This window comes from Caulobacter sp. GW822-FHT01G02 (assembly GCF_058802865.1).
Genome location: NZ_JBXAON010000013.1, coordinates 21,207 through 43,832, shown reverse-complemented (window position 1 = coordinate 43,832; position 22,626 = coordinate 21,207). Strand labels below are relative to the sequence as shown.

The 22,626-nt window shown below is 69.7% G+C and carries 28 protein-coding genes and 1 pseudogene; 12 read left to right on the top strand and 17 right to left on the bottom strand.

The window, feature by feature from the left end; translation table 11 throughout:
* Positions 1 to 36 precede the first annotated feature (36 nt).
* The 4 genes from AC1RNC_RS25325 to AC1RNC_RS25310 all read left to right on the top strand — a co-directional run bounded on the left by AC1RNC_RS25325 (position 37) and on the right by AC1RNC_RS25310 (position 4,804).
* On the top strand, positions 37 to 3,264 hold the full coding sequence (locus AC1RNC_RS25325) for an intermembrane phospholipid transport protein YdbH family protein (protein ID WP_492888755.1): 3,228 nt from the start codon (positions 37 to 39) through the stop codon (positions 3,262 to 3,264).
* A gap of 35 nt (positions 3,265 to 3,299) precedes the next feature.
* Positions 3,300 to 3,485 carry a YnbE family lipoprotein gene (locus tag AC1RNC_RS25320; RefSeq protein WP_492841216.1) on the top strand — a complete coding sequence of 62 codons (186 nt, stop codon included), beginning with the start codon at positions 3,300 to 3,302 and terminating at the stop codon, positions 3,483 to 3,485.
* Positions 3,486 to 3,499: 14 nt separating this feature from the next.
* Positions 3,500 to 3,856, top strand: a complete 357-nt coding sequence (locus tag AC1RNC_RS25315; protein ID WP_492888754.1) for a YdbL family probable chaperone protein — start codon at positions 3,500 to 3,502, stop codon at positions 3,854 to 3,856.
* A gap of 75 nt (positions 3,857 to 3,931) precedes the next feature.
* On the top strand, positions 3,932 to 4,804 hold the full coding sequence (locus AC1RNC_RS25310) for an EamA family transporter (protein WP_492888753.1): 873 nt from the start codon (positions 3,932 to 3,934) through the stop codon (positions 4,802 to 4,804).
* Here the strand turns inward: AC1RNC_RS25310 and cysQ are convergent.
* Entirely contained in the window at positions 4,801 to 5,586 is a 786-nt protein-coding gene (gene cysQ, locus AC1RNC_RS25305) for a 3'(2'),5'-bisphosphate nucleotidase CysQ (protein ID WP_492888752.1), read from the bottom strand. The two genes, AC1RNC_RS25310 and cysQ, sit on opposite strands and share 4 nt — an antisense overlap.
* A 10-nt stretch (positions 5,587 to 5,596) precedes the next feature.
* Positions 5,597 to 5,788 (bottom strand): DUF3553 domain-containing protein, encoded by a 192-nt coding sequence (locus tag AC1RNC_RS25300; RefSeq protein WP_492841224.1) that lies wholly within the window; start codon positions 5,786 to 5,788, stop codon positions 5,597 to 5,599.
* 64 nt (positions 5,789 to 5,852) lie between these two features.
* Here AC1RNC_RS25300 and chpT point away from each other — a divergent pair, with 64 nt between their 5' ends.
* The 3 genes from chpT (at position 5,853) to AC1RNC_RS25285 (ending at position 7,858) form a co-directional block, all read left to right on the top strand.
* A complete protein-coding gene (chpT, locus tag AC1RNC_RS25295; RefSeq protein WP_492888751.1) occupies positions 5,853 to 6,542 on the top strand; it encodes a histidine phosphotransferase ChpT in 690 nt (229 codons plus the stop codon).
* A 108-nt stretch (positions 6,543 to 6,650) separates the two neighbouring features.
* Positions 6,651 to 7,028, top strand: coding sequence for a response regulator (locus AC1RNC_RS25290; protein WP_492841228.1), 378 nt, complete (start codon positions 6,651 to 6,653; stop codon positions 7,026 to 7,028).
* Complete coding sequence (locus AC1RNC_RS25285; protein WP_492888750.1) at positions 7,025 to 7,858, top strand: CheR family methyltransferase; 834 nt, start codon at positions 7,025 to 7,027, stop codon at positions 7,856 to 7,858. Before AC1RNC_RS25290 ends, AC1RNC_RS25285 begins: the two co-directional genes overlap by 4 nt.
* Here the strand turns inward: AC1RNC_RS25285 and AC1RNC_RS25280 are convergent.
* The 5 genes from AC1RNC_RS25280 to nepR form a co-directional block, all read right to left on the bottom strand.
* Positions 7,816 to 8,949 carry a hypothetical protein gene (locus AC1RNC_RS25280; RefSeq protein WP_492888749.1) on the bottom strand — a complete coding sequence of 378 codons (1,134 nt, stop codon included), beginning with the start codon at positions 8,947 to 8,949 and terminating at the stop codon, positions 7,816 to 7,818. The genes AC1RNC_RS25285 and AC1RNC_RS25280 overlap by 43 nt on opposite strands.
* Before the next feature lie 165 nt (positions 8,950 to 9,114).
* On the bottom strand, positions 9,115 to 9,249 hold the full coding sequence (locus AC1RNC_RS25275) for an entericidin A/B family lipoprotein (protein WP_125159551.1): 135 nt from the start codon (positions 9,247 to 9,249) through the stop codon (positions 9,115 to 9,117).
* 93 nt (positions 9,250 to 9,342) lie between these two features.
* Positions 9,343 to 11,037, bottom strand: coding sequence for a sensor histidine kinase PhyK (gene phyK / locus AC1RNC_RS25270; protein WP_492888748.1), 1,695 nt, complete (start codon positions 11,035 to 11,037; stop codon positions 9,343 to 9,345).
* Positions 11,034 to 11,639: a sigma-70 family RNA polymerase sigma factor gene (locus tag AC1RNC_RS25265; RefSeq protein ID WP_492841236.1), complete on the bottom strand. Its 606-nt coding sequence runs from the start codon at positions 11,637 to 11,639 to the stop codon at positions 11,034 to 11,036. The genes phyK and AC1RNC_RS25265 overlap by 4 nt, the downstream gene beginning before the upstream one ends.
* 2 nt (positions 11,640 to 11,641) lie before the next feature.
* Complete coding sequence (gene nepR, locus AC1RNC_RS25260) at positions 11,642 to 11,827, bottom strand: anti-sigma T factor NepR (protein ID WP_199743613.1); 186 nt, start codon at positions 11,825 to 11,827, stop codon at positions 11,642 to 11,644.
* A 233-nt stretch (positions 11,828 to 12,060) separates the two neighbouring features.
* Here nepR and phyR point away from each other — a divergent pair, with 233 nt between their 5' ends.
* A complete protein-coding gene (gene phyR / locus AC1RNC_RS25255; RefSeq protein WP_492888747.1) occupies positions 12,061 to 12,861 on the top strand; it encodes an anti-anti sigma factor/receiver protein PhyR in 801 nt (266 codons plus the stop codon).
* Between the two features lie 209 nt (positions 12,862 to 13,070).
* Here the strand turns inward: phyR and AC1RNC_RS25250 are convergent, their stop codons facing one another.
* The 4 genes from AC1RNC_RS25250 to AC1RNC_RS25235 all read right to left on the bottom strand — a co-directional run bounded on the left by AC1RNC_RS25250 (position 13,071) and on the right by AC1RNC_RS25235 (position 14,763).
* Positions 13,071 to 13,334 (bottom strand): hypothetical protein, encoded by a 264-nt coding sequence (locus tag AC1RNC_RS25250; RefSeq protein ID WP_492888746.1) that lies wholly within the window; start codon positions 13,332 to 13,334, stop codon positions 13,071 to 13,073.
* Between the two features lie 14 nt (positions 13,335 to 13,348).
* Complete coding sequence (locus AC1RNC_RS25245) at positions 13,349 to 13,537, bottom strand: hypothetical protein (RefSeq protein WP_492841242.1); 189 nt, start codon at positions 13,535 to 13,537, stop codon at positions 13,349 to 13,351.
* A 314-nt stretch (positions 13,538 to 13,851) separates the two neighbouring features.
* Positions 13,852 to 14,328 carry an OmpA family protein gene (locus AC1RNC_RS25240; RefSeq protein WP_492841244.1) on the bottom strand — a complete coding sequence of 159 codons (477 nt, stop codon included), beginning with the start codon at positions 14,326 to 14,328 and terminating at the stop codon, positions 13,852 to 13,854.
* Positions 14,329 to 14,418: 90 nt separating this feature from the next.
* On the bottom strand, positions 14,419 to 14,763 hold the full coding sequence (locus tag AC1RNC_RS25235; RefSeq protein WP_492888745.1) for a YMGG-like glycine zipper-containing protein: 345 nt from the start codon (positions 14,761 to 14,763) through the stop codon (positions 14,419 to 14,421).
* A gap of 134 nt (positions 14,764 to 14,897) precedes the next feature.
* Here AC1RNC_RS25235 and AC1RNC_RS25230 point away from each other — a divergent pair, with 134 nt between their 5' ends.
* Positions 14,898 to 15,776: a diacylglycerol/lipid kinase family protein gene (locus tag AC1RNC_RS25230; protein ID WP_492888744.1), complete on the top strand. Its 879-nt coding sequence runs from the start codon at positions 14,898 to 14,900 to the stop codon at positions 15,774 to 15,776.
* 10 nt (positions 15,777 to 15,786) lie between these two features.
* Complete coding sequence (locus AC1RNC_RS25225; RefSeq protein WP_492888743.1) at positions 15,787 to 16,596, top strand: metallophosphoesterase family protein; 810 nt, start codon at positions 15,787 to 15,789, stop codon at positions 16,594 to 16,596.
* A gap of 34 nt (positions 16,597 to 16,630) precedes the next feature.
* Here the strand turns inward: AC1RNC_RS25225 and AC1RNC_RS25220 are convergent, their stop codons facing one another.
* The 4 genes from AC1RNC_RS25220 to AC1RNC_RS25205 form a co-directional block, all read right to left on the bottom strand.
* A complete protein-coding gene (locus tag AC1RNC_RS25220) occupies positions 16,631 to 16,810 on the bottom strand; it encodes a DUF1328 domain-containing protein (RefSeq protein ID WP_125159561.1) in 180 nt (59 codons plus the stop codon).
* A gap of 124 nt (positions 16,811 to 16,934) precedes the next feature.
* Positions 16,935 to 17,555, bottom strand: coding sequence for a superoxide dismutase (locus AC1RNC_RS25215; RefSeq protein WP_492888742.1), 621 nt, complete (start codon positions 17,553 to 17,555; stop codon positions 16,935 to 16,937).
* Between the two features lie 232 nt (positions 17,556 to 17,787).
* Positions 17,788 to 18,186, bottom strand: coding sequence for a DUF883 domain-containing protein (locus tag AC1RNC_RS25210; protein ID WP_492841254.1), 399 nt, complete (start codon positions 18,184 to 18,186; stop codon positions 17,788 to 17,790).
* The gene (locus tag AC1RNC_RS25205; protein WP_492841256.1) at positions 18,183 to 18,527 is read right to left on the bottom strand and encodes a hypothetical protein; all 345 of its coding nucleotides are present in this window, start codon (positions 18,525 to 18,527) and stop codon (positions 18,183 to 18,185) included. The genes AC1RNC_RS25210 and AC1RNC_RS25205 overlap by 4 nt, the downstream gene beginning before the upstream one ends.
* Positions 18,528 to 18,727: 200 nt before the next feature.
* On the opposite strand from AC1RNC_RS25205, the gene AC1RNC_RS25200 reads away from it, so the two are divergent.
* Entirely contained in the window at positions 18,728 to 20,566 is a 1,839-nt protein-coding gene (locus tag AC1RNC_RS25200) for an HWE histidine kinase domain-containing protein (protein WP_492888741.1), read from the top strand.
* Here AC1RNC_RS25200 and AC1RNC_RS25195 read toward each other — a convergent pair.
* Both AC1RNC_RS25195 and AC1RNC_RS25190 read right to left on the bottom strand, forming a co-directional pair.
* Positions 20,550 to 20,665 (bottom strand): annotated as a pseudogene (locus AC1RNC_RS25195) (hypothetical protein); the annotation flags it as partial. The gene AC1RNC_RS25200 and the pseudogene AC1RNC_RS25195 overlap by 17 nt on opposite strands.
* A 13-nt stretch (positions 20,666 to 20,678) precedes the next feature.
* On the bottom strand, positions 20,679 to 21,875 hold the full coding sequence (locus AC1RNC_RS25190; RefSeq protein ID WP_492888740.1) for a CaiB/BaiF CoA transferase family protein: 1,197 nt from the start codon (positions 21,873 to 21,875) through the stop codon (positions 20,679 to 20,681).
* 123 nt (positions 21,876 to 21,998) lie between these two features.
* On the opposite strand from AC1RNC_RS25190, the gene AC1RNC_RS25185 reads away from it, so the two are divergent.
* Positions 21,999 to 22,625, top strand: a complete 627-nt coding sequence (locus AC1RNC_RS25185; RefSeq protein WP_492888739.1) for a DUF4142 domain-containing protein — start codon at positions 21,999 to 22,001, stop codon at positions 22,623 to 22,625.
* The last annotated feature ends 1 nt before the right edge of the window (position 22,626 follow it).

Sequence of the window (22,626 nt, the reverse complement as noted above, 5' to 3'; positions counted from 1 at the left end):
GGGGCTTTTTCTAGGATCTGGACTGCCAAGGACCTGATGGCCGAGCCCCCGACCGCCCCCGAAACCCGTAAGACGCCCCGGAAGGCCTGGGATCACGCGCGCCTGATCGACCTCGGCCTCGAGGCCCTGTCGCTGTCGATGCTGGTCATGATCGCCACTGGCCTCGTGGTCTGGTCGGGCCGACGCGAAATCAGCCGCGAGCTGGCCGAGGCCTGGCTGCGCGAGCATGGCGTCGAGGCCACCGTCGAGCTGGACGACCTGGACGCCACCGGCTTCACCGGCAAGGTCCGCCTGGGTTCGCGCGACAACCCCGTCTTCGCCGCCGACCGGCTGGAAGTCGCCTACGACCTGTCCGCGCCGTGGAATGGCGAGAAATTCGGCATCCAGACCAAGGCCGTGCGGCTGGTCCGCCCGCGCGTGCTGGCCAGCATCGACGACAAGGGCCAGGTGCGTTTCGGCGCGCTGCAGCCGCTGATCGACGACTTCCTGAAGTCGCCGAAAACACCGAACGTCCCGGGACCGGCCGTGCTGGTCGAGGACGCGCGGCTGGACCTGATCACCCCCGGCGGCCGCGCCCGAATCACCGGCGACGCCAGCCTGGACGACGGCCAACTGCTGCGCTTCGACGGCCGCCTGGCGCCGCTGCGCTATGCGGCGCGAAACCTGGTCCTCGACGCCAAGGGCGCGACGGTCACGGCCCGCAAGCGCGGCGACCGGCTGACCATCGACGTCTCGCTGGCCCTCGACAGCCTGGAGGCCGAGGCCGCCGACCTGGCCGGGACCACCGCCAGGCTCTCCGCCGACCTGCCCTATCCGGACCTGGCCAGGATGACCGCCAGCGGCCCGCTGGAAGCGCGGCTGACCCTGCGCGCCGAGAACGGCCGCTTCGGCGACGCCCAGGGCGAGGCGGTGACCGGCGACCTCTCCTTGACCGGACGCCTGGACGGCGGGCTGGAGAGCTTCGCCTTCCTGGGTCGAGGCCGCGCGGCCCTGCGCGGCGGGCGACTGTCCGCGCCGTCGCTGGACGCCCGCGAGGCCAGCCTCGCCGTCGACCTCGCCCGCATCGCCGGCGGTCGCCAGGACGGCCGGCTGACCCTGCGCGGCGCGACCAGCGCCGAGTTGCGAACGGGCGAGGCCGTGGCCGCCGGGACCGCGCTCCGTGCTCTTCGGGCTCGAGCGACCTCCGACAATCTGGGCCTGGCGGCCGACTCGAGTGGCATGAGCGTCAACGGACCGCTGAAGATCGAGGCCGGCGCCGACCGTCTGGCCGCCGGCGCGCTGGCCCTGGCCTCGGCGCGGCTGAACGCCAGCGGCCGCATCGACCAGGGCGCCAAGGGCCTGTTCCTGACCCTGAACGGCTCGGCGGGCGGCCACAGCGCCATCTCGGGCCCCGACGCCGAGCGCCTGGCGGCCCTGATCCCCAATCCGGACTATGGCAAGCCGCTGAGCCAGGCCCTGCGGACCTTCGACCTGGCCTTGCCCGCCGTCGGGCTGGAGGTCAGCGGCGCGCGGACGAAGCTGACCCTGCCCCGCGAGGCGCGCCTGTCCGCGTCCAACGGCGTCGTGCTGACCGCCGCCGCCCCGAAGGCCCTGCTGATGGACGCGGGCCCGGAGGGGGCGCGTGGCGCCTTGCAGGTCGCGCTCGCGGGCGGCGGCCTGCCAAAGGTGCGGATCACGGCCAGCGACTGGCGCGCCGCGGGCGGGGTGATGACCTCGCCCCTGTCCATCGCCACCGAAGACTTCGACCTGCCGCCGATCCAGGGCGTGACCGGCCAGATCGACGGCCAGGCGCGGATCGCCGGCGGCCGCTTCACCCTGACCACGCCCAAATGCGCGCCGATCACCGCCAAGGCCTACGCCCTCGGCGACGCCCCCGTCACCGCGATCCAGGCGACCCTGTGCCCGGCCAAGGCCCCGCTGGTCACGGCCAGCGCCCAGGGCTGGAGCGCGGCCTTGCGCTTCCAGGACGCCAAGGGCGAACTGGCCCTGGCCCAAGCCAGGCTCCAGGGCGTCAAGGGCGAGGCGACGCTCGGCGGCGTTCACGGGTTCGAGCGCGCCGGCGTTCAGGTCGCCAGCGCCGCCGTCACCGACGCCGCCCCCGAGCGCCGCTTCAACCCCGTCCTCGCCAAGGGTCAGCTGGGCCTGTCGGGCGGCCTGTGGAACGGAACTTTCCAGGCCGCGACGCCGGTCGGCGCGCCGCTGGGCGAGATCCGCCTGCGCCACGTGGTGGCGACCGGCGTCGGCCAGGCCGACATCGACGCCTCGAAACTGGCCTTCGCCAAGGACGGCCTGCAGCCCGCCGACCTGTCGCCGATGGCCGCCTTCGCCACCGACGCGCGCGGCCCGGCCAGCTTCACCGGCGTCTTCGCCTGGAACGCCAAGGGCGCGACCAGTCGCGGCCGCCTGGTCGCCGACAACATCGACTTCACCAGCCCGATCGGCCTGGTCGCCACCCTGGACGGCGCCGTCGACTTCAACAGCCTGGCGCCCCTGACCACCGCCCCCGGCCAGGCGCTGAGAATCGCCAAGATCGACTCCATCGTGCCGCTGACCGCCGTGGAATCCGAGTTCCAGCTGGCCGCCGACAGCCTGAAGCTCTCCAAAGCCACGTTCGAGGCCGCCAAGGGCCGGATCTCGATCGAGTCGATCGACGTGCCCCTGGGCCTGGACAAGACCCTCAGCGGGACCATCGTCATCGAGCATCTCGACCTGGGCGAAGTCATCGCCGCCACGTCCCTGGCCGAGAAGGTCAAGGTCCAGGCCGTGGTCGACGGTCGCCTGCCTTTCACCTTCGGTCCCGAGGGCCTGCGCTTCCATGAGGGGAGGATCACCGCCATCCAGCCCGGCCGGGTCGAGCTGTCGCGCACGGCCCTGACCGGGGTCGCGGCCAGCCCCGCCGACAGCCCGGGCGCGCCGCCACCGGCGCCGGCCCAGGTCAACGCCATCCAGGACTTCGCCTATCAGGCCATGGAGAACCTGGCCTTCGACCAGCTGGAGGCCGGGGTGAACAGCACCGACAAAGGCCGCCTCGGCGTGATCTTCCACATCAAGGGCCGGCACGATCCCAAGATCCCCGAAAAGGCCCGGGTCGGGATCCTGGACCTGCTGCGCGGCCGCGCCTTCGACAAGCGCATCGCGCTGCCGGCCAAGACGCCGGTCGATCTGACCCTCGACACGTCGCTGAACTTCGACGAGCTTCTCAATGCCTGGAAGCTCGCCTTTTCGAAGCCGGCCCAAACCCGTTCAGGCGCGGTTCAACCTTGACCCGCCAAGCTGAATACGAACTGGAGACTTCACGCATGAAGACGCGCGCCCTCTTGCTAACCCTCGCCGCGACGGGAGCGCTCGGCGCGGCCGCCTGCACGCCCACCGTCCGCGTGAAGGTCGACCCGATCAATATCTACGCCAAGCTGGACGCCGACGTGCGCGTGCGGCTGGACAAGGAAGTCCAGTCGCTGATCCAGCAAAACCCCAACCTGTTCTAAGAAGGAGAGCCGACATGATCCGCAAGACGATGACGGTTCTGGCCCTGGGCCTGGCGATGACCGCCGCCGGCGCCAACCTGGCCATGGCCCAATCGGCCGCCGCCAAGGCCGCCGTGGACGCCGCCAAGGCCGCCGGCACGGTCGGCGAGCAAGCCGACGGCTATCTGGGCATCGTGTCCGGCGGCGACGCGTCCCTGCGCGCCTCGGTGGCCGAGATCAACACCGGCCGCGCCGCCGCCTACAAGGACATCGCCGCCAAGACCGGCGTGACCCCGGACGCCGCCGGCCAGGCCACCGCCAAGCAGCTCTACAGCCGCCTGGCGCCCGGCCAATACTGGAAGCCGCTGGATGGCGGCTGGGTGAAGAAGTAAGCGCATGATCTAAACCGTCATCCCGCGCCTTGTGCGCGGGATGACGGGAAGGGTTCGCGGCCCTAAAAGCGGCCGATGTCCGCCGCCCGCCAACGCTTCCTGCCCTATGCGGCCCTGATCGGGGCGATCGTCACGCTGTGCGTCGGCACGTCGCTGGCCAAGGGCCTGTTTCCGGTCGTCGGCGCGCAGGGGACCAGCGCCTATCGGGTCGGCTTCTCGGCCCTGATCCTGGTGCTGGTCTGGCGGCCCTGGAACCATCCGATCTCGCGCGCCGATCTGGGCCGGGTCGCGCTGTACGGCGCGGTGATGGGCGTGCTGAACCTCAGCTTCTACATGGCCATCCGCACCGTGCCGCTGGGCGTGGCCGTGGCCATCGAGTTCATCGGGCCGCTGGCGGTGTCGGTCGCCAGCTCGCGCAAGCTGATCCACTTCGTCTGGATCGGCCTGGCCGTCCTGGGCCTGGCCATGCTGCTGCCGATCGATCCCGGCGCCAAGCCGCTGGATCCCGTCGGGGTCGGCTTCGCCTGCGTCGCGGCGGTGATGTGGGCGCTCTATATCATCCTGGGCAAGCGGACCGGCCACCTGCACGCCGGGCGCTCGGTGGCGCTGGGCATGGCCGCCGCGGCCCTGATCGTCGTGCCGATCGGCGTCGCCTCGGCCGGGACCGCGCTCTTCCAGCCCAGGCTGATCGCGCTGGGCCTGGTGGCGGCGGTGATGTCCAGCGCCATCCCCTATTCGCTGGAGATGATCGCCCTGCGCGCCATCCCCAAGCGCAGCTTCGGCGTGATGCTCAGCCTGGAGCCCGCGGCCGGGGCCCTGGCGGGACTGGTCATCCTGCGCGAACATCTGGCGCCGACCCAGTGGCTGGCCATCGCCGCCATCGTCGCGGCCTCGGCCGGGACGATCATGAAGACGCCCGCCGAACCGATGGTCGAGGACGCCCCTTAGGCCGCCGGCGCCCCGCGCACCACGAACCAGCCGTTGCGGAAGCCCTGGTCGGCCTTGCCGTAGATGAAGGGCGAGCCGTCCGGCTGGGTGAAGGTGCCGCCGGCCGCGACCACCACCGCGTGGGCGGCGGCGGTGTCCCACTCCGAGGTCGGGCCGTGGCGCGGATAGATGTCGGCCGAGCCCTCGGCGATGCGGCACATCTTGATCGAGCTATCCATGGGCGCGCGCAGGTCGAAGCCGTACTGGGCGGCCAGTTCCGCGGCCTTCTCCTCGCGCATGGTGTGGCTGACCAGACCCAGAGCCTCGCCCGTGGGCCAAGGACGCACCCGGACCGGCGTCTCGGCCCCGTCCGGGCCCGCGCGCTTCACCGCGCCCCGCGCCGTCGTGAACCACACCTCGCCCGTGGCCGGGGCGCAGACCGCGCCCGCGACCGGCGCGCCGTTGTCGATCAGGCCGATATTCACCGTGAAGTTGGGGTCGCCGCGCACGAAGGCCTTGGTGCCGTCGACCGGATCGACCAGGAAGAAGCGCGGCCCCACGGCGTCGGGAGTCCCGAACTCGCTGGCGTCCTCCTCGGAGATCACCGGCACGTCCGGATAGAGCTCGGCCAGTCGCCGCAGGATCAGGCGCTCGCCGGCGCGGTCGGCTTCGGTGACCGGGCTCTCGTCGGCCTTCTGGACCACGGCCAGCTCGGTGCGCCAGAACGGCAGGATGACCGCCGCCGCCTCTTCGGTGATCTTGGCCAGGGCGCGGCCCCAATCCGCGAGATTTTCGCTGCTCATTGCTGTCCCCTCACCCCAGTCCTCTGGGGTCGTCGCCGACGAAGACCAGACGCACGCGGTTGGCGTCGATGGTCTGCTTGCCGGCCTCTTCGAAATTGACGGTCACGCGGTGTCCGATCACGGACTGAACCTGCCCCAGGCCCCAGTCGGGCTGGCCGGGATGGCGCACCAAAACGCCGGGCTCTAGAAACGGATCGACCACGGGCTTCGTTTAGAGCGGCGGGCCCCGTTTGCCAAAGCCTCAAATCACGGCAGAGTCCGCCGCCATGACCGACATCGTCCCAGAGACCTCCCTTGCGGCCCCGGCTCCCGCGTCCCCCGAAACGGACGTCCAGGGTCCCGACTTCGCCGCCATGCTGGCCGCGCGCCTGTGCCATGACTTCATCAGCCCGGCCAGCGCCATCGTCTCGGGCCTGGATCTGCTGGACGACCCGGCGGCCCAGGACATGCGCGACGACGCCATGAACCTGATCGCCTCGTCGGCCCGCAAGCTGGCCGACCTGCTGCAGTTCACCCGCGTGGCGTTCGGCGCCTCGGCCTCGGCCGAGAACTTCGACTCGCGCGAGCTGGAAAAGCTGGCCCAGGGCGTGTTCGCCCACGTGCGCCCGACCCTGGACTGGCAGATCGAGCCGCAGGCGATGAACAAGCCGTCGTCGCGCGCCATCCTCAACATCGCCCAGATCGCCGCCAGCGCCCTGCCGGCGGGCGGCGTGGCCACGGTCAAGGGCGTGGCCGCCGACGGACGCTTCTCGATCATCGCCGACTCGGTGGGCCCCCGCGCCCGCCTGCGTCCGGAGGTCCTGGCCGGCCTGAAGGGCGAGCCCCTGGCCGAGGGCCTGGGCGGTCCGTGGGTTCAGGCGGCCTATCTGAACGCCCTGGTCCGCGCGGCCGGCGGCCAGATCGCCGTCGAGATCGGCGAGGAACGCGCCAGCATCGCCGCCTGGGTTCCGGCCTAGACGGCCGCGCCGCTCAATCTTCGCCATAAAAGTTACATTTGCCGCACCCCGATCCGGGTTTAGGCAAACCGCTCCTTAACCAGACCGCTCCCACGATGGCGGCCTGAATTGGAGCATGCCGTGAAGACCTGTCTGGTGGTCGACGACAGCCGGGTGATCCGCAAGGTCGCCCGCCGGGTCCTCGAGGACATCGGCTTCGAGATCGCCGAGGCCGCCGATGGCATGGAGGCCCTGGCGTGGTGCCGCGCGGCCATGCCCGACGCGGTGCTGCTCGACTGGAACATGCCGGTGATGAACGGCATCGACTTCCTGCGCCAGCTGCGCAGCGAGCCCGGCGGCGCCGCGCCCAAGGTCGTCTTCTGCACGGTCGAGAACAGTCCCGATCACATCCGCGCCGCCATCGAGGCCGGGGCGGACGAATACATCATGAAGCCGTTCGACGGCGACATCATCGAGGCGAAGTTCGCCGAGGCGGGCCTGCTGTGACGCCCGAGGACATGGACCTGCTGGCGGCCCTGGGCCGCGCCCGCGCCGGCGTGCGGGTCGAAACGGAAAAGCCTTACCTGGTCGAAAGCCGTCTCTCGCCGCTGGCGAGACGCGAAGGCTACGACTCGATCGAGGCGTTGATCGCGGCCCTGCGGGCCAAGCGCGAGGACCGGCTGATCTGGGCCGTGGTCGAGGCCCTGTGCCGCAGCGACACCACCTTCTTCCGCGGCCGCGAGGCCTTCACCCAGCTGCGCGACGAGGTGCTGCCCGCCCTGTCGCATCGCCGCCCCGACGCTCCGATCCGCATCTGGAGCGCGGCCTGCGCCACCGGCCAGGAAGTCTATTCGCTGGCCATCGCCGCCAACGAGGCCAACGCCCTGGCCACCGGGACGCGTTTCGAGTTCTTCGGCTCCGACCTCTCCGAGCGCTCGCTGGAAAAGGCCCAGGCCGGCATCTACACCCAGTTCGAGGTCCAGCGCGGCCTGCCGATCCGGATGCTGATCAAGTATTTCGAGAACCAGGACGACACCTGGACGATCTCACCGCGCATCCGTCAGATGGTGCGCTGGAAGCGGATCAACCTGCTGTCCGACCTGTCGGTCATGGGCCGCTTCGACGTCATCCTGCTGCGCGGCGTGCTGCGGAACATGGACGGCGCGTTGCGGGCCAAGGTGGTCCAGGCCCTGGTCGCCCTGCTGCCGGCCGACGGCGTGCTGGCCCTGGATCCCGAAGACGACGTCTCGGAATTCGACGACGTGCTGACCGCCGCGCCGGGACGGGTCGGTATCTACCTGCGCGATCCGTCCGTGCGGGTCGCCGCGGCGGCGTAGGCCTTGGCGGGCGCGCGCGTCACCGTCGCCCCACCGACGAGGCCGCCCAGCGCCTCTCCCAGCTTGGTCATTCCGCGCACCGGCGCCGGCGTCACCGCCGCGAAGGCGGGCGCGAGCTTGCGGAACAGGATCGGCGGCGCCTCCGGACCGACGATGGCGCCATGCAGGTCCATCAGATCCACCACCTGACGGGCGGCCTTGCGCCACGCGATCGGCGGGACGATGCCGTGCGGCGCCGGGGCGCGGCAGTCGGAGAAGTCCGGCCTCAGCCCGCAGCCGGCCTCGATCGCCGCCTCCACCTCTCGGGCATAGGCTTGGTCACGGGCCAGGCGATCGACATCGACCACCAGGTCGGCTTCCGGCAGGGCCTTCAGGTACGAGCGCAGCCACACCGCCAGGAAGGCCTGGAACGAAACGCTGGCCGGGGCGCGCTTCAGGCGCCGGCGGACGGCGGCGACGCGCGCGTCCAAGGTCCCGCCTCCCTGGCCCCCGGCGTCGAAGTCGCGGCCCAGCAGGGTCCGCGAAACGTCGCCGCAGCCGGCCATCTCGGACAGCAGAACATAGTGGCAGAGCTCGAAATAGGTCGGCCGCGGTCGCTTGCGCAGCGAATAGAACGACAGCCATTGCTGCACCGGATCGCGGATCAGCGCTACGTGGAAGCCGCCGAACCGGCGCTTCAGCCATCCCGCCCGGCCCAGGGTGCGGCAGCAGGCCAGCACCGGCGTCTCACCCCGGGCCCGGGCGGCGGCGACCAGTTCCTCGACATAGGCCTGCTGGGCCAGGTCGCTGGCTTCGGGTTCGATCCAGAAGCGATCGAGGGCGAAGCCGGGCTCGAAGCGCCGTACGCCGCCCGCGGGGTCGAGGACGACCTCGAATTCCTTCAGATAGGGCTCGGTCCCGCCCGGATGGCGCAGGCCGCTGTTGTCGGGGGTTTCGACATCGATGGTCCGCGCCGTCAGCCTGGCCAGCTGCTCGTGCCAGGGTTCGTAGTAAGCGCGCACGCCCGCGAGCGCCCTGAAGCGATGCCAGACATAGGTGCTGGAGCAACGCCAGCCGCTATGCACGAAGACGGTGTGGGTGTGTAACGACAAGCGCGCCCCTCGACGGGGACGAGTCTGGCTTGGCAATCTTGCAGTCGGATATCGACGAAGCTACCCAAGGTCGCATTCGCGCAATACTGCGACGTTTTATGGCGCGAACGAAAAAGGCCCGCCGGCGGAACCGGCGGGCCTTTCGCTAGATCAGGTCTGAGCGCCTTACTTGACGTCCTTGGCCGTCTCGCTGACGGCCTTGCCGGCCGACGAGACGTCCTTGCCAGCGCCCTCGACGGTGTTGCAGGCGGCGACCGACAGCGACGCGAGGGCGGCGGCGATAATGACGAGCTTACGCATGGTCTTCTCCGATGTTCGCCCCCGAAGGGATGGGGAAGGGGCGCTTGAAACGATTGCCCCTCAAGAACGTCAGCGGCGAAGCTCGGTTCCAGCCTAGGTTAGGGGAATCACCGCCTGCGGGGTCGGGAAGGTCAGGCGTACGGTCAAACCGCGCGGGGTGTGGCTTTCGAACGTCACCTTGCCGCGCAGCTGACGGGCGAAGGCGGTCATCAGGGTGCGGCCGACCCCGCCGCCGACACTGTCGGGCGCGCCCGGACCATCATCGCTGATGGAGAGCTCGGCCTCCTCGCCACGCACGTGGAAGCCGACGCTGAGCATGCCGCCCGCCGGACCGAAGGCGTGCTTCTGGGCGTTGGTGATCGCTTCGACCGCGAACAGGGCGATCGGGGCCAGCCGGTCGGGATCGATGACCAGCGGATCGGCATGGACCTCGGTCCGCACCAAGGGCGAGGTGGACATGTCGTTGGCCAGCAGCTGGGCGGTCAGCTCCTCCAGGAACGGCCGCAGATCGACGCGCTTGAGATCCGGCCCCTGGTAGAGGGCCCGATAGATCTGGGCCAGGGCGGTGATCCGCTGGCGGGTGTCGTTCATCGCCGCCTTGGCCGCGGGATCGGCCAGGGCCCGCTGCTGCATGTTCAGCAGCGAGGTGATGATCTGCAGATTGTTCTTCACCCGGTGATGGATCTCGCGCATCAGCGCGTCCTTCTCGGCCAGGCTGTCCAGCAGCGAGGCGTCGCGGGCGACGATGCCGCCGGCCATGGCGTCGAGGGTCGCCGCCAGCTCGCGGATCTCCGGCGGCGCGCGCTCGGCCTGCAGCGGCCGAACGGTGAAGCGGCCACGCGCATAGATCGCCGCCACGCGCTGCAGGTAGACGATCCAGCGGATCACCTCCCGCTCGGCGACGATCAGCACCGCGCCCAAGGCCAGGAAGAAGGCCAGAAGCGGCAGCAGCAGGCGCGAGATCGGGTTGATCCAGGCCCAGGACACCAGGCCCGGCGTGGGGGCCGACAGCACGACGAAGACATCGTCATTGACCAGCGGCGCGGCCGAGTAGGTGCGCTCGTGGTGGGCCGCGTCCTCGTGGCTCCAGATCGCCGCGCCGCTCTTGGCCGCGCGCTCGCGCCAGCCGCGCGGCGGCGCCGAGAAGGCCGAAGGGTCGGTGGCGGCGAAGATCGCGCCGTTCGAATCGGCCAGCGCCACCTCGGCCCCGTCGGGCATGAAGCGGTTGACCGTGCCGACCTTGAGGTCGCGCAGGTTCAGGACGGCGGCCAGCGCCCCCTCGAACTTGTCGGGCGCGCCAGCGCGAACGGCGGCCAGCACCGCCGGCTCGTTCGCATAGACCGCGCCGGGATCGGAGGCCACGACCATGGTCGCGCCGTCGCGCAGTTCCTGAAACCAGGGCCTCTGGCCCCGCTGGGTGTCGAACGGCGTGGTCGCCGCCGCGCAGGCCACGCGGCCACGCGAGTCGAAACGGATCAGGTTGGCGTAGCCCGGCAGGCGGGCGCGCACGTCGGCCAGGCGCTGGGCGCATTCCAGCCCGACCGAGCCTGGGCCCAGGGTCTGGAGCAGCACCCCGGCCGCCTCGATGCGGGCCCGGGCGTTGGCGGCGCTCTGTCCGGCGGCCAGCTCCAGGCTCTGGCGACGCGAGTCGGCCTCGGCTCGGAAGGCGAAGATCGATTGCGCGCCGCCGATGATCAGCACGGGAAGCAAGGCCACGCACAGCGCGAAGGCCAGGCGGACTCGGATGGAGGTTACGGCCTGCTCGGCGCGGCCGGCGAAAGTCTTCACCGCAGAGAGCTCAACCGCTCCGCGTCGGCGAGGATCGCATGCATGGCGTCACCCGCCGATGCGCCGTCACGATCATAGGCCCCCGCTTCGAGGATGGCCTGCAACGCCCGGCGGGCGCGGCTGACCCGGCTCTTCACGGTGCCCACGGCGCAGCCGCAGATCTCGGCCGCTTCCTCGTAGGCGAAGCCGCCGGCGCCGACCAGGATCAGGGCTTCGCGCTGCTCGGCCGGCAACATGGCCAGACCCAGGCGCAGCTCGTCCAGGGCGACGGGCGCCTCGGGATCGTCGACCGCCACCAGGGTCCGCTCGGCGGCTTCCTGGTCCAGCTGGCTCTGGCGCCAGCTGCGGCGCTTTTCCGAATAGAACTGGTTGCGCAGGATCATGAAGGTCCAGGCCTTCATGTTGGTGCCCAGCTGGAAGCTGGCGCGCGCGTCCCACGCCTTCATCATGGCGTCCTGCGCCAGATCGTCGGCCGCGGTGGGGTCGCCGGTCAGGGTGCGGGCGAAGGCGCGCAGATGCGGAATCAAGGTGACCAGTTCGCGTTTGAACTGGTTGTCACGGACGGGGTCGGGCGGCGAGCGGCCGACTTGCGGTTCGCTCATGCTCAGCGCTCTCCCTTCGGAGGCTCGGCCTTGCGGAGAATCTCGAGGAATTCGTCGGGCACCGCCTCGTTGACGACCTCATCGAACATCTGGCGCAGCTTCACGCCGATGGCCTGCTGGCGCAGACGCGCCTCATCCAGCGCCGCGGCGCTCTTGCGTTTGTCTTCCATGGGTACGTGTTCGATCATGTCCTCGACACCGAACTGCATTTGCATCGGCGTCCGCCCCCTTTGGCCGAATGTCTTTCCGCCAGACGACAACGTGGTTTTCCGTGCCCGGTTCCATAAGCTTGAGCTTAAGATGTCAAAAATCCGCACCGGACGGAACCGCTCAGTTGAGGAGGCGTTATCGACCATCGACGGAACGGCATAGCTTTGCCGTTCGTTAGTTAGTTTTCGAAGACACCGCATCGGGAGGGGTCATGAGTCTTCTTGCTCGGCTGGCGCCGCATCTGCCTTACATCCGCCGCTACGCCCGCGCCCTCACCGGCGATCAGTCGACCGGCGATCATTATGTCCGCGTGGCTCTCGAGGCCCTCGCGGCCGGCGAGCGTTCGCTGGACGACGATCTGTCGCCGCGCGTGGCGCTATATCGCGTCTTCCACGCCATCTGGCTCAGCTCCGGCGCCCAGCTCGAGGCGCGCCGCGACGAAGGCCTGACGGCTGGCGACGACGCCGCCCAGCGCCTGATGCGCATCGCCCCGCGTTCGCGGCAGGCCTTCCTGCTCACCGCGCTCGAGGGCTTCACCCCGTCCGAAGCCGCCCAGATCCTGGACTGCGACTTCGGCGAGGTCGAACGCCTGATCTCCGACGCCCAGGCCGAGATCGACGCCGAACTGGCCACCGACGTCCTGATCATCGAGGACGAGCCAGTCATCGCCGCCGACATCGAGGCGCTGGTCAGGGAACTGGGCCACCAGGTCACCGACATCGCCGCCACCCGGGGCGAGGCCGTCGAGGCCGTGGCCCGCCGCACCCCAGGCCTCGTGCTGGCCGATATCCAGCTGGCCGACGGCTCGTCGGGCATCGACGCCGTCAAGGACATCCTGGGCCGGATGGACGTGCCGGTGATCTTCATCACCGCCTTCCCCGAGCGCCTGCTGACCGGCGAGCGCCCGGAACCGACCTTCCTGATCACCAAGCCCTTCCAGCCGGAAACGGTGAAGGCGGCGATCGGCCAGGCGCTGTTCTTCCACCCGCGGCGGACCGCCAAGGCCGCCTGATCTCAGGGTCGCTCCCGACAAGACCCTTTGAACGGCTCTCCGAAAGGAGGGCCGTTTTTCTTTCGGCCCCAGGCGGGAAGGCCGGAGCTCCTACGGACATGAAGAAAGGGCGGCCTCCTTTCAGAAGGCCGCCTTCGATCGCCAAGGCTAGAGCATTTCCGACGAAGCGGAGACCGATTCGTCGTCGGAAAATGCGTCCAGACAGAACCCTAGGGCGTCTGGCGCGCCGGCGTCTGCTGGGTGTCGTAACGCTGGGCCTCGGCCGGCGTCTTGGCGCCGTTGTTGACCTCGACCTCGGCGAGATCGCGGGCGCGGAAGGTCCAGGCCCCGAACAGGGCCAACGCCGCGAGCACGGTGGAAATGATCAGCACCCAGAACACCTGGCGGCCCCAGCGACCCTGGCGGGCGCGGGTGGCGTTCAGGCGGGGGCCCCGCGGGTCTGGCGCGGCGTCGTGATGGATGTCGGCGGGCATGATGTCATACCTCCTTATGGCGTCCAGATACGGGTGGCGTCCGCGTGGTCGCGGTCGTTGAAGGCCTGCACCATCCCGGCGGAGGCTCCGACCGCCACGATCACGACCAAGGCCATGACGCGCGAGCGCACCCTTCTTTGACGCTGCGTGAGCGTCGAGACGAAAACCGTACCGCCATGCTCGGCCTGATAAGTCCGGATCACGACGTTGCTCCCCTGCCTTGGCGGACCACATGTCCGCCTGGGATTTCAACGTGTTCCGGACACCGCCGTTCCCGCCGCCCGACCCTTTCGGTCGTTCGCGAAAAAAAACGCGCGAGGTCGGAACCGTTCGCGCGAAACGTCGTTTTCATCCTTGCGAAGGCGGCGACGCCCCCCCGACTTGAGGCTGGCGATAGCCAGCCTGCCGCCTTCGCACCCCCCTTTTGTTGATGCGAACTTGGGCGGACCGGGCGACCGGCCCGCCTTTCCTTCGGCTGCGCTCAAGCAAACGGCCTGAGCGGCCCGCCCGTCCTGGCCTATTTGCTCTCCAGGTCGAACAGGATGTCCGCCCGGCGGCGCAGCGGCGCGGATGCGCCCGACGCCGCAACGGCACCGGCGTCCCCCACGGCGGTCGTATCGATCTCGACCTTGCCAAAGCCGGCCTTGGCCAGGGCGGCGGTCACCGTCGCGGCGCGCCGCTGTGACAGGACCAGGTTCGCCCCGGTGGTCCCCACGGCGTCCGCCAGGCCGGTCACCCTCACGGACTTCACGGCGCAGCCTCTCGCCTGGGTCTGGGCGTTGGCCAGCAGCATGCGGGCCTCCTTCGTCAGATCGGCGCTGTCCTGCTCGAAATAGACCGAGGACTGGAAATCGGCGCAGGCGGCCGGCGCGGCGGCCACGGGCTTGCGCAACACCCGCCATGGGCTCTCGGACGTGGCGCAGCCCGCCAGCGCCAGGACCACGCCCGCCACGCTGATGGCCTGCACGGCATAGGTGATCTTCATCGTCTTCATTCGAACCCTCCTCCTCGAACCTGCGAACACAAGAAAGGCGATCGGCTGGGCCGATCGCCTTCCATGGGGCGTCGTCGCGTCTTGTCCAGCTTAGTAGCGGCGCGCGCCATCTTCCCAGTAGTAACGACCGCTGCGGGAGTCGTAATAGTAATAACGGCCCGCCCGCTCGTCATAGTACTGGCGGCGGTTGGTGTCGGTCGCGCCACAGCCGCCGTCTTCGCGGCAGCCCTTGATGGCCCCAGCGGTGCCGCCGATGGCCGCGCCGATCGCGGCCCCCGTGCCGGCGCTGCCGCTGCCCACATTGTTGCCGATCACGGCGCCGGCCAGGGCGCCGATGGCCGCGCCGCCGGCGGCGTTGCGCTCCACATTGCCGGTCGAGGTGCACGCCGCGGCAAGCACACCCACGCCCATCAGGGCGATCATGGTCATCTTCATCCTGGCTCTCCGTTCCAAGCTTCCTGTCCCCTGCCGCTGCTAACGACTCCCAAGCACGACGGTTCCGTTTGGCGGGGAACCACGGTCGAGCTCCGCCCGTTGCGTCGGCGAGTTTGACGAGAAGAGGGGAGCGCGTGAAGCGCATCGAGGTCATCGCCAACACCGCGTCCGGATCCGTCGGCCCGGACGCGCCGCGGATCGCCGAACAGCTGCTGGCGGAATACGGCGTTTCCGGCGTCGTCCACGCGCCGCGACCGGGCGAGCTGATCAACTGCCTGAGGACAGTGATCGACAGCGCGCCGGACGCGGTGCTGGTGATCGCCGGCGACGGCACGGCCCGCGCCGCCGCCGAAATGGCCGGGCCGGACGGTCCCCTGATCGCCCCCCTGCCCGGCGGCACCATGAACATGCTGCCGCACGCTCTCTATGGCGAACGCGACTGGCAGGCGGCGATGAAGGCCTGCCTGGAGAACGGCGAGGCGCGAACCATCTCCGGCGGCGAGGTTGGCGGACGCCTGTTCTTCGTCGCCGCCATCCTGGGCAGCCCGGCCCTGTGGGCCACGGCGCGCGAGGCGGCCCGCGAAGGCCGCTTCAGCGTCGCCATCGCCCGTGCGCGTCGGGCCCTTCGACGCGCCTTTTCCGGCCGCCTGCGCGTCTCGCTGGACGGGCGCCCCGAGATCAAGACCGAGGCCCTGACCCTGATGTGCCCGCTCGTCTCGACCGCCCTGGACGCCGACGAGCGCGCTCTGGAGGCGGCGGCGCTGGATCCGTCCAGCGCCCTGGACGTCTTCCGCCTGGGCTTCAACGCCGCGCGAGGCCAGTGGCGCGAGGACCCGTCGGTCAACGCCGGCCGCTGCCGCACCGGCAAGATCCGGGCTCACGGCCGCATCCCGGCGATCCTGGACGGCGAGCCCGCGCGTTTCGATCCCGAGGTGTCTGTCCGCTTCCGCCCAAAGGCCTTCCGCGCCCTGGTTCCGCCAGATGAGACCCCAAAGGACGAGACGCCAGAGTGAGCCTAGACCGATGAGATTGGTCCAGCTCTCCGACATTCATTTCGGCGGCGAGAACCAGGAGGCCGTCGAGGCCGCGACAGCCTGGATCGCCGAGGCCCGGCCCGACCTGGTGGTGGTGGCCGGCGACCTGACCCTGGACGGCAAGGCCCCCGAGTTCGACGCGGCGGCGGCCTGGCTGAAGCGCCTGCCCGATCCGATGATCGTCGTGCCCGGCAACCACGACACGCCCTTCGTCGGCCTTGGCGAGCTCTTCGAGCGCTTCACCCGCACCTGGCGGCGGTTCAGGGACCGATTCGGGAACGAGGATGGCGCGGCCTGGCGGGCGCCGGGGATCACCGTGACCTCGCTGAACACCGCCCGCGCCGCCCAGGTGCGCTGGAACTGGTCGAAGGGCGCGGTGTCGCGCGGCCAGGTCCGCCGCGTCATCCGCGAACTGGAGGCCGCGCCCGCCGGCGACCTCAGGGTGGTGGTCTGCCACCATCCCCTCATGGAGGTTCTGGGCGGACCGATGACCGCCAAGGTCCGTGGCGGGGTCGACGCGGCCAACCGCTTCGTCCAGGCGGGCGCCGACGTCATCCTGTCGGGCCATATCCATCTGCCGTTCGTCACCGCCGTCCCGTTCGGCGACGGCAAGACCCAGGCGATCGGCTCGGGCACCCTTTCGCACCGAGAGCGGGGCGCGGCGCCAGGCTTCAATGTCATCGAGGTCGAGCCGGGCTGCGTGCGCGTACAGGCCCTGGCCTACGCGCACGGCAAGTTCGAGGTCTGGCGCACCTGGGCCTGCGACCGCAGAAGCCCAAACGAAAACGGCGCGGCCTGAACCGCGCCGTTCCGCCGTTTAGCCTCGGTCCTACCTAGCGTGGCGCGCCGCGTCCGCCTCGGAAGAGGTGGCTGACCAGCGACACCAGGAACAGGATCAGGAAGACGTAGAACAGGATCTTGGCGATCCCGATCGCGGTCCCGGCGATGCCGGTGAAGCCCAGGAGGGCGGCGATCAGGGCGACCACCAGGAAGGTCACGGCCCAGTTCAGCATGGGTCTCTCCGGATGAGCCCGGCCTTTCGAGCCGGGGCGTTGTCTTTAATCAAGGCCATGGCCCCGCTTCGAGAAAACGCACCCGACTCCCGGGCGTTCCGGAAATTAGTCGCCGAGCATGGCCCTATTCCGGAGCCGGATAGGCCCAGCCTTGCGAACCCGACTTGGCCGCAGCGTACTGGCTGTCGGCCAGGGTCCAGTTGATCAGGTTGTCGAAGACCGCTTCCAGGAAGCCCTTCCGCAGGTTCTGGTAGTCCAGATAGTAGGCGTGCTCCCAGACGTCGGCGACCACCAGGGCCGTGAGATCCTGGGTGACCGGGCTTTCGGCGTCGTGGGTCGAGATGACCTTCAGCGCGCCCGAGGCGTCCGAGACCAGCCACACCCAGCCCGAGCCGAAGTGGCCGATGCCTTCGGCGACGAACTTTTCCTTCAGGGCGGCCAGGCCGCCGAAGGTGGAGTCGATGGCGGCGGCCAGATCGGCGCCCGGGGCGGTCTTGGTCGGCGAGAGGCCGTCCCAGAAGAAGGCGTGGTTCCAGGCCTGGGCGGCGTTATTGAACACCTTGCCCGGGCCGGCGCCCTTGATCACGGCTTCCAGCGAGCCCTTGTCGTCGCCGTTCAGCAGGCCGTTCAGCGCGGTCACATAGGCCGCGTGGTGCTTGTCGTGGTGGAAATGGAGGGTGTTGGCGGAGATCGTCGGCTCCAGCGCGTCGTACGCGTAGGGCAGGTCCGGCAGCTTGTACGTCATGTTCACTCCATGGGAAGGCGTTCCAGGGAGGAGGGAACGCGCGGGAAGCATCTAGAGCCCACCAGGACAAAGCGTAAGCGGTTTCACCGCCGCAAGCCGCCAAGGCGCGCTCAAATTTTCGAGATAGATTCCCTTGAAAACTTAGGGTTTCCGGGAATCCGAAGACCAATGCTCCAAGACAAACGCCACCGAACGGATCCGGTGGCGTCGGTCTTGAACAACATTGGCGTGATCAGCGCTGCGGCGGCTTCGGGTCCAGGAACGCCTTGGCCAGCGAGGCGGTCAGGGTCGGGTTCTTCAGGGCGAAGATCCCGGCGGCCAGACCGATGCCGATCGACATCAGCGGCCTGTCGCGCACGATCTCGATGACCTTGCTGGTCATGTCGAAACCCTGCTGCGGGGCCTGTTGGTTGTTATGATGACGACCTTCGACCTTGCGGGCGGCGATCATGCCGGCGATGGCGACGATCAGGGCCGCGACGGCCGCGACGATCGCGGCCGCGCCGGCCGCCGTGACCAGCGGAACCAGCACGGCGTAGATCGCGAAGGCGGCGGACACGACGGCCACCGCGGCGGCGGCGGCGATCGCCGCGGCCGCGGCCAGCGTCATCAGGGTCTTTTCGAAGATCACCGGTTGTTGCTGCGGCCGCCGGAGAGCAGCAGGCCGATCAGCACGCCGACGCCGAGACCGGCGAGGGTGGCGGTGATCGGACGCTCACGGATACGCTCCGAGGCATAGCGCTGGGCGTCCTCGATCTGCTGGCCGGCGGTGTCGGTATAGGTGCGGCTCTGGGCGCGCAGGGTTTCGAAGCCTTCCGAAACCGACTTCTCGACGCGCTTGGCGGCTTCGGTCAGCGAGACGCGGGCGGCGTCGGCGGCGTGGGCGAAGCTGCGCTCGGCGTGTTCGACGGCCTCGAGCGTGGCCGACTTGGCCTTCTCGGCTTCCTTGGCGGCGGCGGGACTGGCGGGCATGATCATCTCCTGTTCGCGACGCGACCGACCTGGGGCGCTGAAGCTGCGCCTCGTCAACGCCTGCTCGACGTCGGGGTTCCACGTTAGCGCAAGGGCCCAAGCTTCACCACTGTGGAATCCCCGGTTGAGCGCGTAAGAGGCCCGAAAAGAAGCGTCCAAAGGCGCTCGCGCTAGACGCGAAGCGGGTCTAAGGTCGAATCATGGAGGACGCCCCCATCGTCAGCGACGAGCGCCAGGAAGCCGCCCGGCTCAACGCCTTGAAGGCCTTGAACATCCTGGACGGCGCGGTCAACGAGCCTCGCTTCCTGCGCCTCGCGCGTCTGGCCGCCCGACTGTTCGATGCGCCCAAGGCCGCCGTCGTCCTGGTCGACGAGGACAGGGTCTGGCGCAAGGCCTTCGTTGGCTATGCCGGCCCCGAAGGCCCCCGCGCCGGCGACCTGGCCGATCAGGTCGTGACCGCCAACGGCCCCGTCGCCCTCGGCGCGCCGATCCGCGACAAGCAGGGTCATGTGCTGGGCGCCCTGGTGGTGGAAGGCCCGGGCGCGAATGGCCCCGCCTCCGACGAGGATCTGCGGGCTCTGGAAGACCTGGCCGACCTGGCCGCGGAAGGCCTGGCCGACCAGCCATGCCTGGCCCGCAGCCTCGAGAGCGAGCGCCTGGACCTGGCCATCTCGGCCGCCAGCCTCGGCGAGTTCGAGTGGGACATCAAACGCGACGTCTTCAAGATCAGCCCCCGCCTGGCCAAGATCTCGAACGTCGAGCCCGGCGAGATCCCGGCCGAGGACGGCGAGGCCCTCTACGTATACGTGCACCCCGACGATCGGGCTTGGCTGAAGGAAACGATCGACGAACAGTTGGCGGAAAGCGATCGCTACGAGGCCGAATATCGCCGGCCCAATGGCCCCGACGGCCGCGAGATCTGGAACCATGGCTCGGGCGTCATCGTGCGCGACGCCAACGGCGAGCCGGCTTATCTGATCGGCGTCGTCCAGGACATCACCGAGCGCAGGGCCGAAGAGGACCAGCGCGAAAACCTGGTCGCCGAGCTGGACCACCGCATCAAGAACCTGCTGGCCGTCGTTCAGTCGGTGGCGGCCCAGTCGGCGCGCAAGTCGGCCTCGCTGGACGTGTTCCTCAAGACCTTCGCCGCGCGGCTGAAGTCGATGAGCTCGGCCCACGACCTCTTGACCGCCGCCCGCTGGCGCGGCGCGACCCTGGCGCGGATCGCCGCCGCCGAACTGGGCGGTCTGGCCCCGACCCAGACCCGCTGGGACGGGCCGGAACTGTTCCTGACGCCGCGCGCGGCCTCGGCCCTGTCGCTGGCGCTGCACGAACTGGCGGTCAATGCGATGCGCTACGGCTCGCTATCGACCGAGAACGGCAAGGTCGAGGTCGTCTGGCGGCGCACGCCCGAGGGCGGCTTCGCCCTCGAATGGCTGGAGACCGGCGGCCCGCCGGCCACCGCGCCAGCCGCCAAGGGCTTCGGCGCCACCCTGATCGAGGACGTCGCCGGCCGCGAACTGGGCGGTTCGGCCAAGATCAACTACCGCTCCAGCGGCGTCACCGCAATGATCCAGGGCGCGGCCGAGGCCCTGGCCGACGCGCCGCCGATCGAGCCGGCCGAGGTCGCTCCCGAGCGTATCGTCGAGACCGTGGTCGCCGCCGACGAGACCGTCCGCCCGGGCGCCATCGCCGGCCTCAAGGTGCTGATCGTCGAGGACTCGCTGCTGCTGGCCCTGGAGCTGGAAGCGGGCCTGGAGGACGCCGGCGTCGTGGTGGTCGGCTGCGCGGCCGAGCTCAGCGAGGCGCTGTCGATGGTCGAGATGGACTTCGACGTCGCGGTGCTGGACGCCGACCTCAACGGCCAGTCGGTCGCGCCGGTGGCCGAGATCCTGCGCACCATGGGCCGGCCGTTCGTCTTCGCCACGGGCTATGCCGACAAGGCCGCGCCGATGGGCTTCGACGCACCGATCGTGCGCAAGCCCTACAACGTGCACCAGATCGCGCGGGCCGTGGCGGGGGTCACGGGGCGGGCTTGATCATCAGCGGGACCGACACCTCGTCCTTCGACAAGCTCAGGATGAGGTTTCTTACTGAACCGCCCCGAAAGTAGTCCTCACCCTGAGCCTGTCGAAGGGCCAGGACCGGCCCTCAGATCACGCCCTGCTTCCGCAGCCCCTGCACCGCCTCCGCGCTCATCCCGGCCACCTGCGTCAACACCGCCTCGGTGTGCTCACCCAGCGTCGGACCGGTCCAGCGCACCCCGCCCGGCGTCTCCGTCAGCTTCGGGAAGGCGTTCTGCATCTTGATCTGGCCGAACACCGGGTGCGGCGTGGTGACGATCGACTCCCGCGCCGAGAACTGCGGATCGGCGATCATGTCGGGCGCGCGGTAGATCCGGCCGGTGGCCAGGCCCGCGGCCTCCAGCTTGCGCAGCAGGTCGTCGATCTCCTGGTCGGCCGTCCAGGCGGCGATGCGGGCGTCGAGTTCGGCTTGGTGCGCGCCACGCGCGGCATGGTCGCGGTAGCGGACATCGTCGGCCAGATCCGGCCGGCCCATCAGGTCGCAGAGCCGCCTGAACAGGGTGTCCTGGTTGGCGCCGATCAAAACCAGCTCGCCGCTCTTGGTCGGATAGACGTTCGATGGCGCGATGCCGGGCAGCACCGCCCCCGAGCGCTCGCGGACATAGCCGGTCAGGTCGTATTCGGTGATCAGGTTCTCCATCACCGTCAGCACGCTCTCATAGATCGCCACGTCGACCACCTGACCCTTGCCGGTGCGCTGGCGGGCGTGCAGGGCCATCATCACGCCGAGCGCGGCGTTCAGGCCCGACAGGCTGTCGCCGATCGAGATCCCGGCGCGCGCGGGCGGCCGGTCGGGCTCGCCGGTGATATGGCGCAAGCCCCCCATGGCCTCGCCGACCAGAGCGTAGCCGGCGCGGCTGGCATAGGGCCCCGTCTGACCAAAGCCCGACACCCGCGCCATGACTAGGCCCGGATTGGTCTTCGCCAGCGCCTCATAGCCCATGCCCCACTTCTCGAGGGTGCCGGGGCGGAAGTTCTCGACCACCACGTCGGCCTTGGTGATCAGGGCGCGCGCTATGGCGCGGCCTTCGTCCGTGCGCAGATCGATGGTGACGGACTTCTTGTTGCGGCCGATCACCGGCCACCAGGGCGACAGGCCCTGGGGCTTGGAGCGCCCCCATTGGCGCATGGGGTCGCCGACCTTGGGATCCTCCAGCTTGATGACCTCGGCGCCGAAGTCGCCCAGCACCTGACCGCAGAACGGCCCGGCGATCAGCGAGCCCATCTCGATCACCCGCAATCCCGCCAGCGGACCCTGCGTCATGCCATTCTCCCCCACCTTCGCCGGAACCGTTCACGGCCCCGTGAGGTTTTGTTGTCCACACGGCGCCGCACGCGTCGCCTGTCCACGAACCTCTAAGAAAAACGCACAGGGAAAGACAGAGCCATGAACCGTCATATCATGTTCGGCGCCGCCGCCATCGCCGCCCTCAGCTTGGCCGCCTGCGGCCAGAAGGCCGAAGAAACCAAGGGCGCCGCCACCCCGGCCGAACAGGCCGCGACCCCGGACGCCAACCCCGCCGCCACCGTCCCGACCCCGGCGGACGAGACCAAGGCCGACGTCTTCGCCATGAAGGCCGCGGACAGCGACATGTTCGAGATCGCCGCCGCCAAGCTGGCCGCCACGCGCTCGACCAATCCTTCGGTGAAGAAGTTCGCCGCCGCGATGGAAAAGGCCCACATGGCCACCAGCGCCGAGCTGAAGTCGGCCATCGCCGCCTCGGGCGCGGCCATCACCCTGCCGACCGTCCTATCGGAAGACGCTCAGGGCAAGATCGACGACCTGACCAAGGCCGACGCCAAGGACTTCGACAAGAAGTACGCCGACGGCCAGGTCGACGCCCACCAGGCGGCCCTGAACCTGCTGCAGCGCTACGCCCAGGATGGCGACACCGCCGCCATCAAGGCCTTCGCCGCCGCCACGGCCCCGAAGGTCCAGGAGCACCTGAACATGGCCGAGGGCCTGAAGAAGGGCTTCGACACCGGCGAGGACGTCGCCAAGGCCCGTCAGTAAG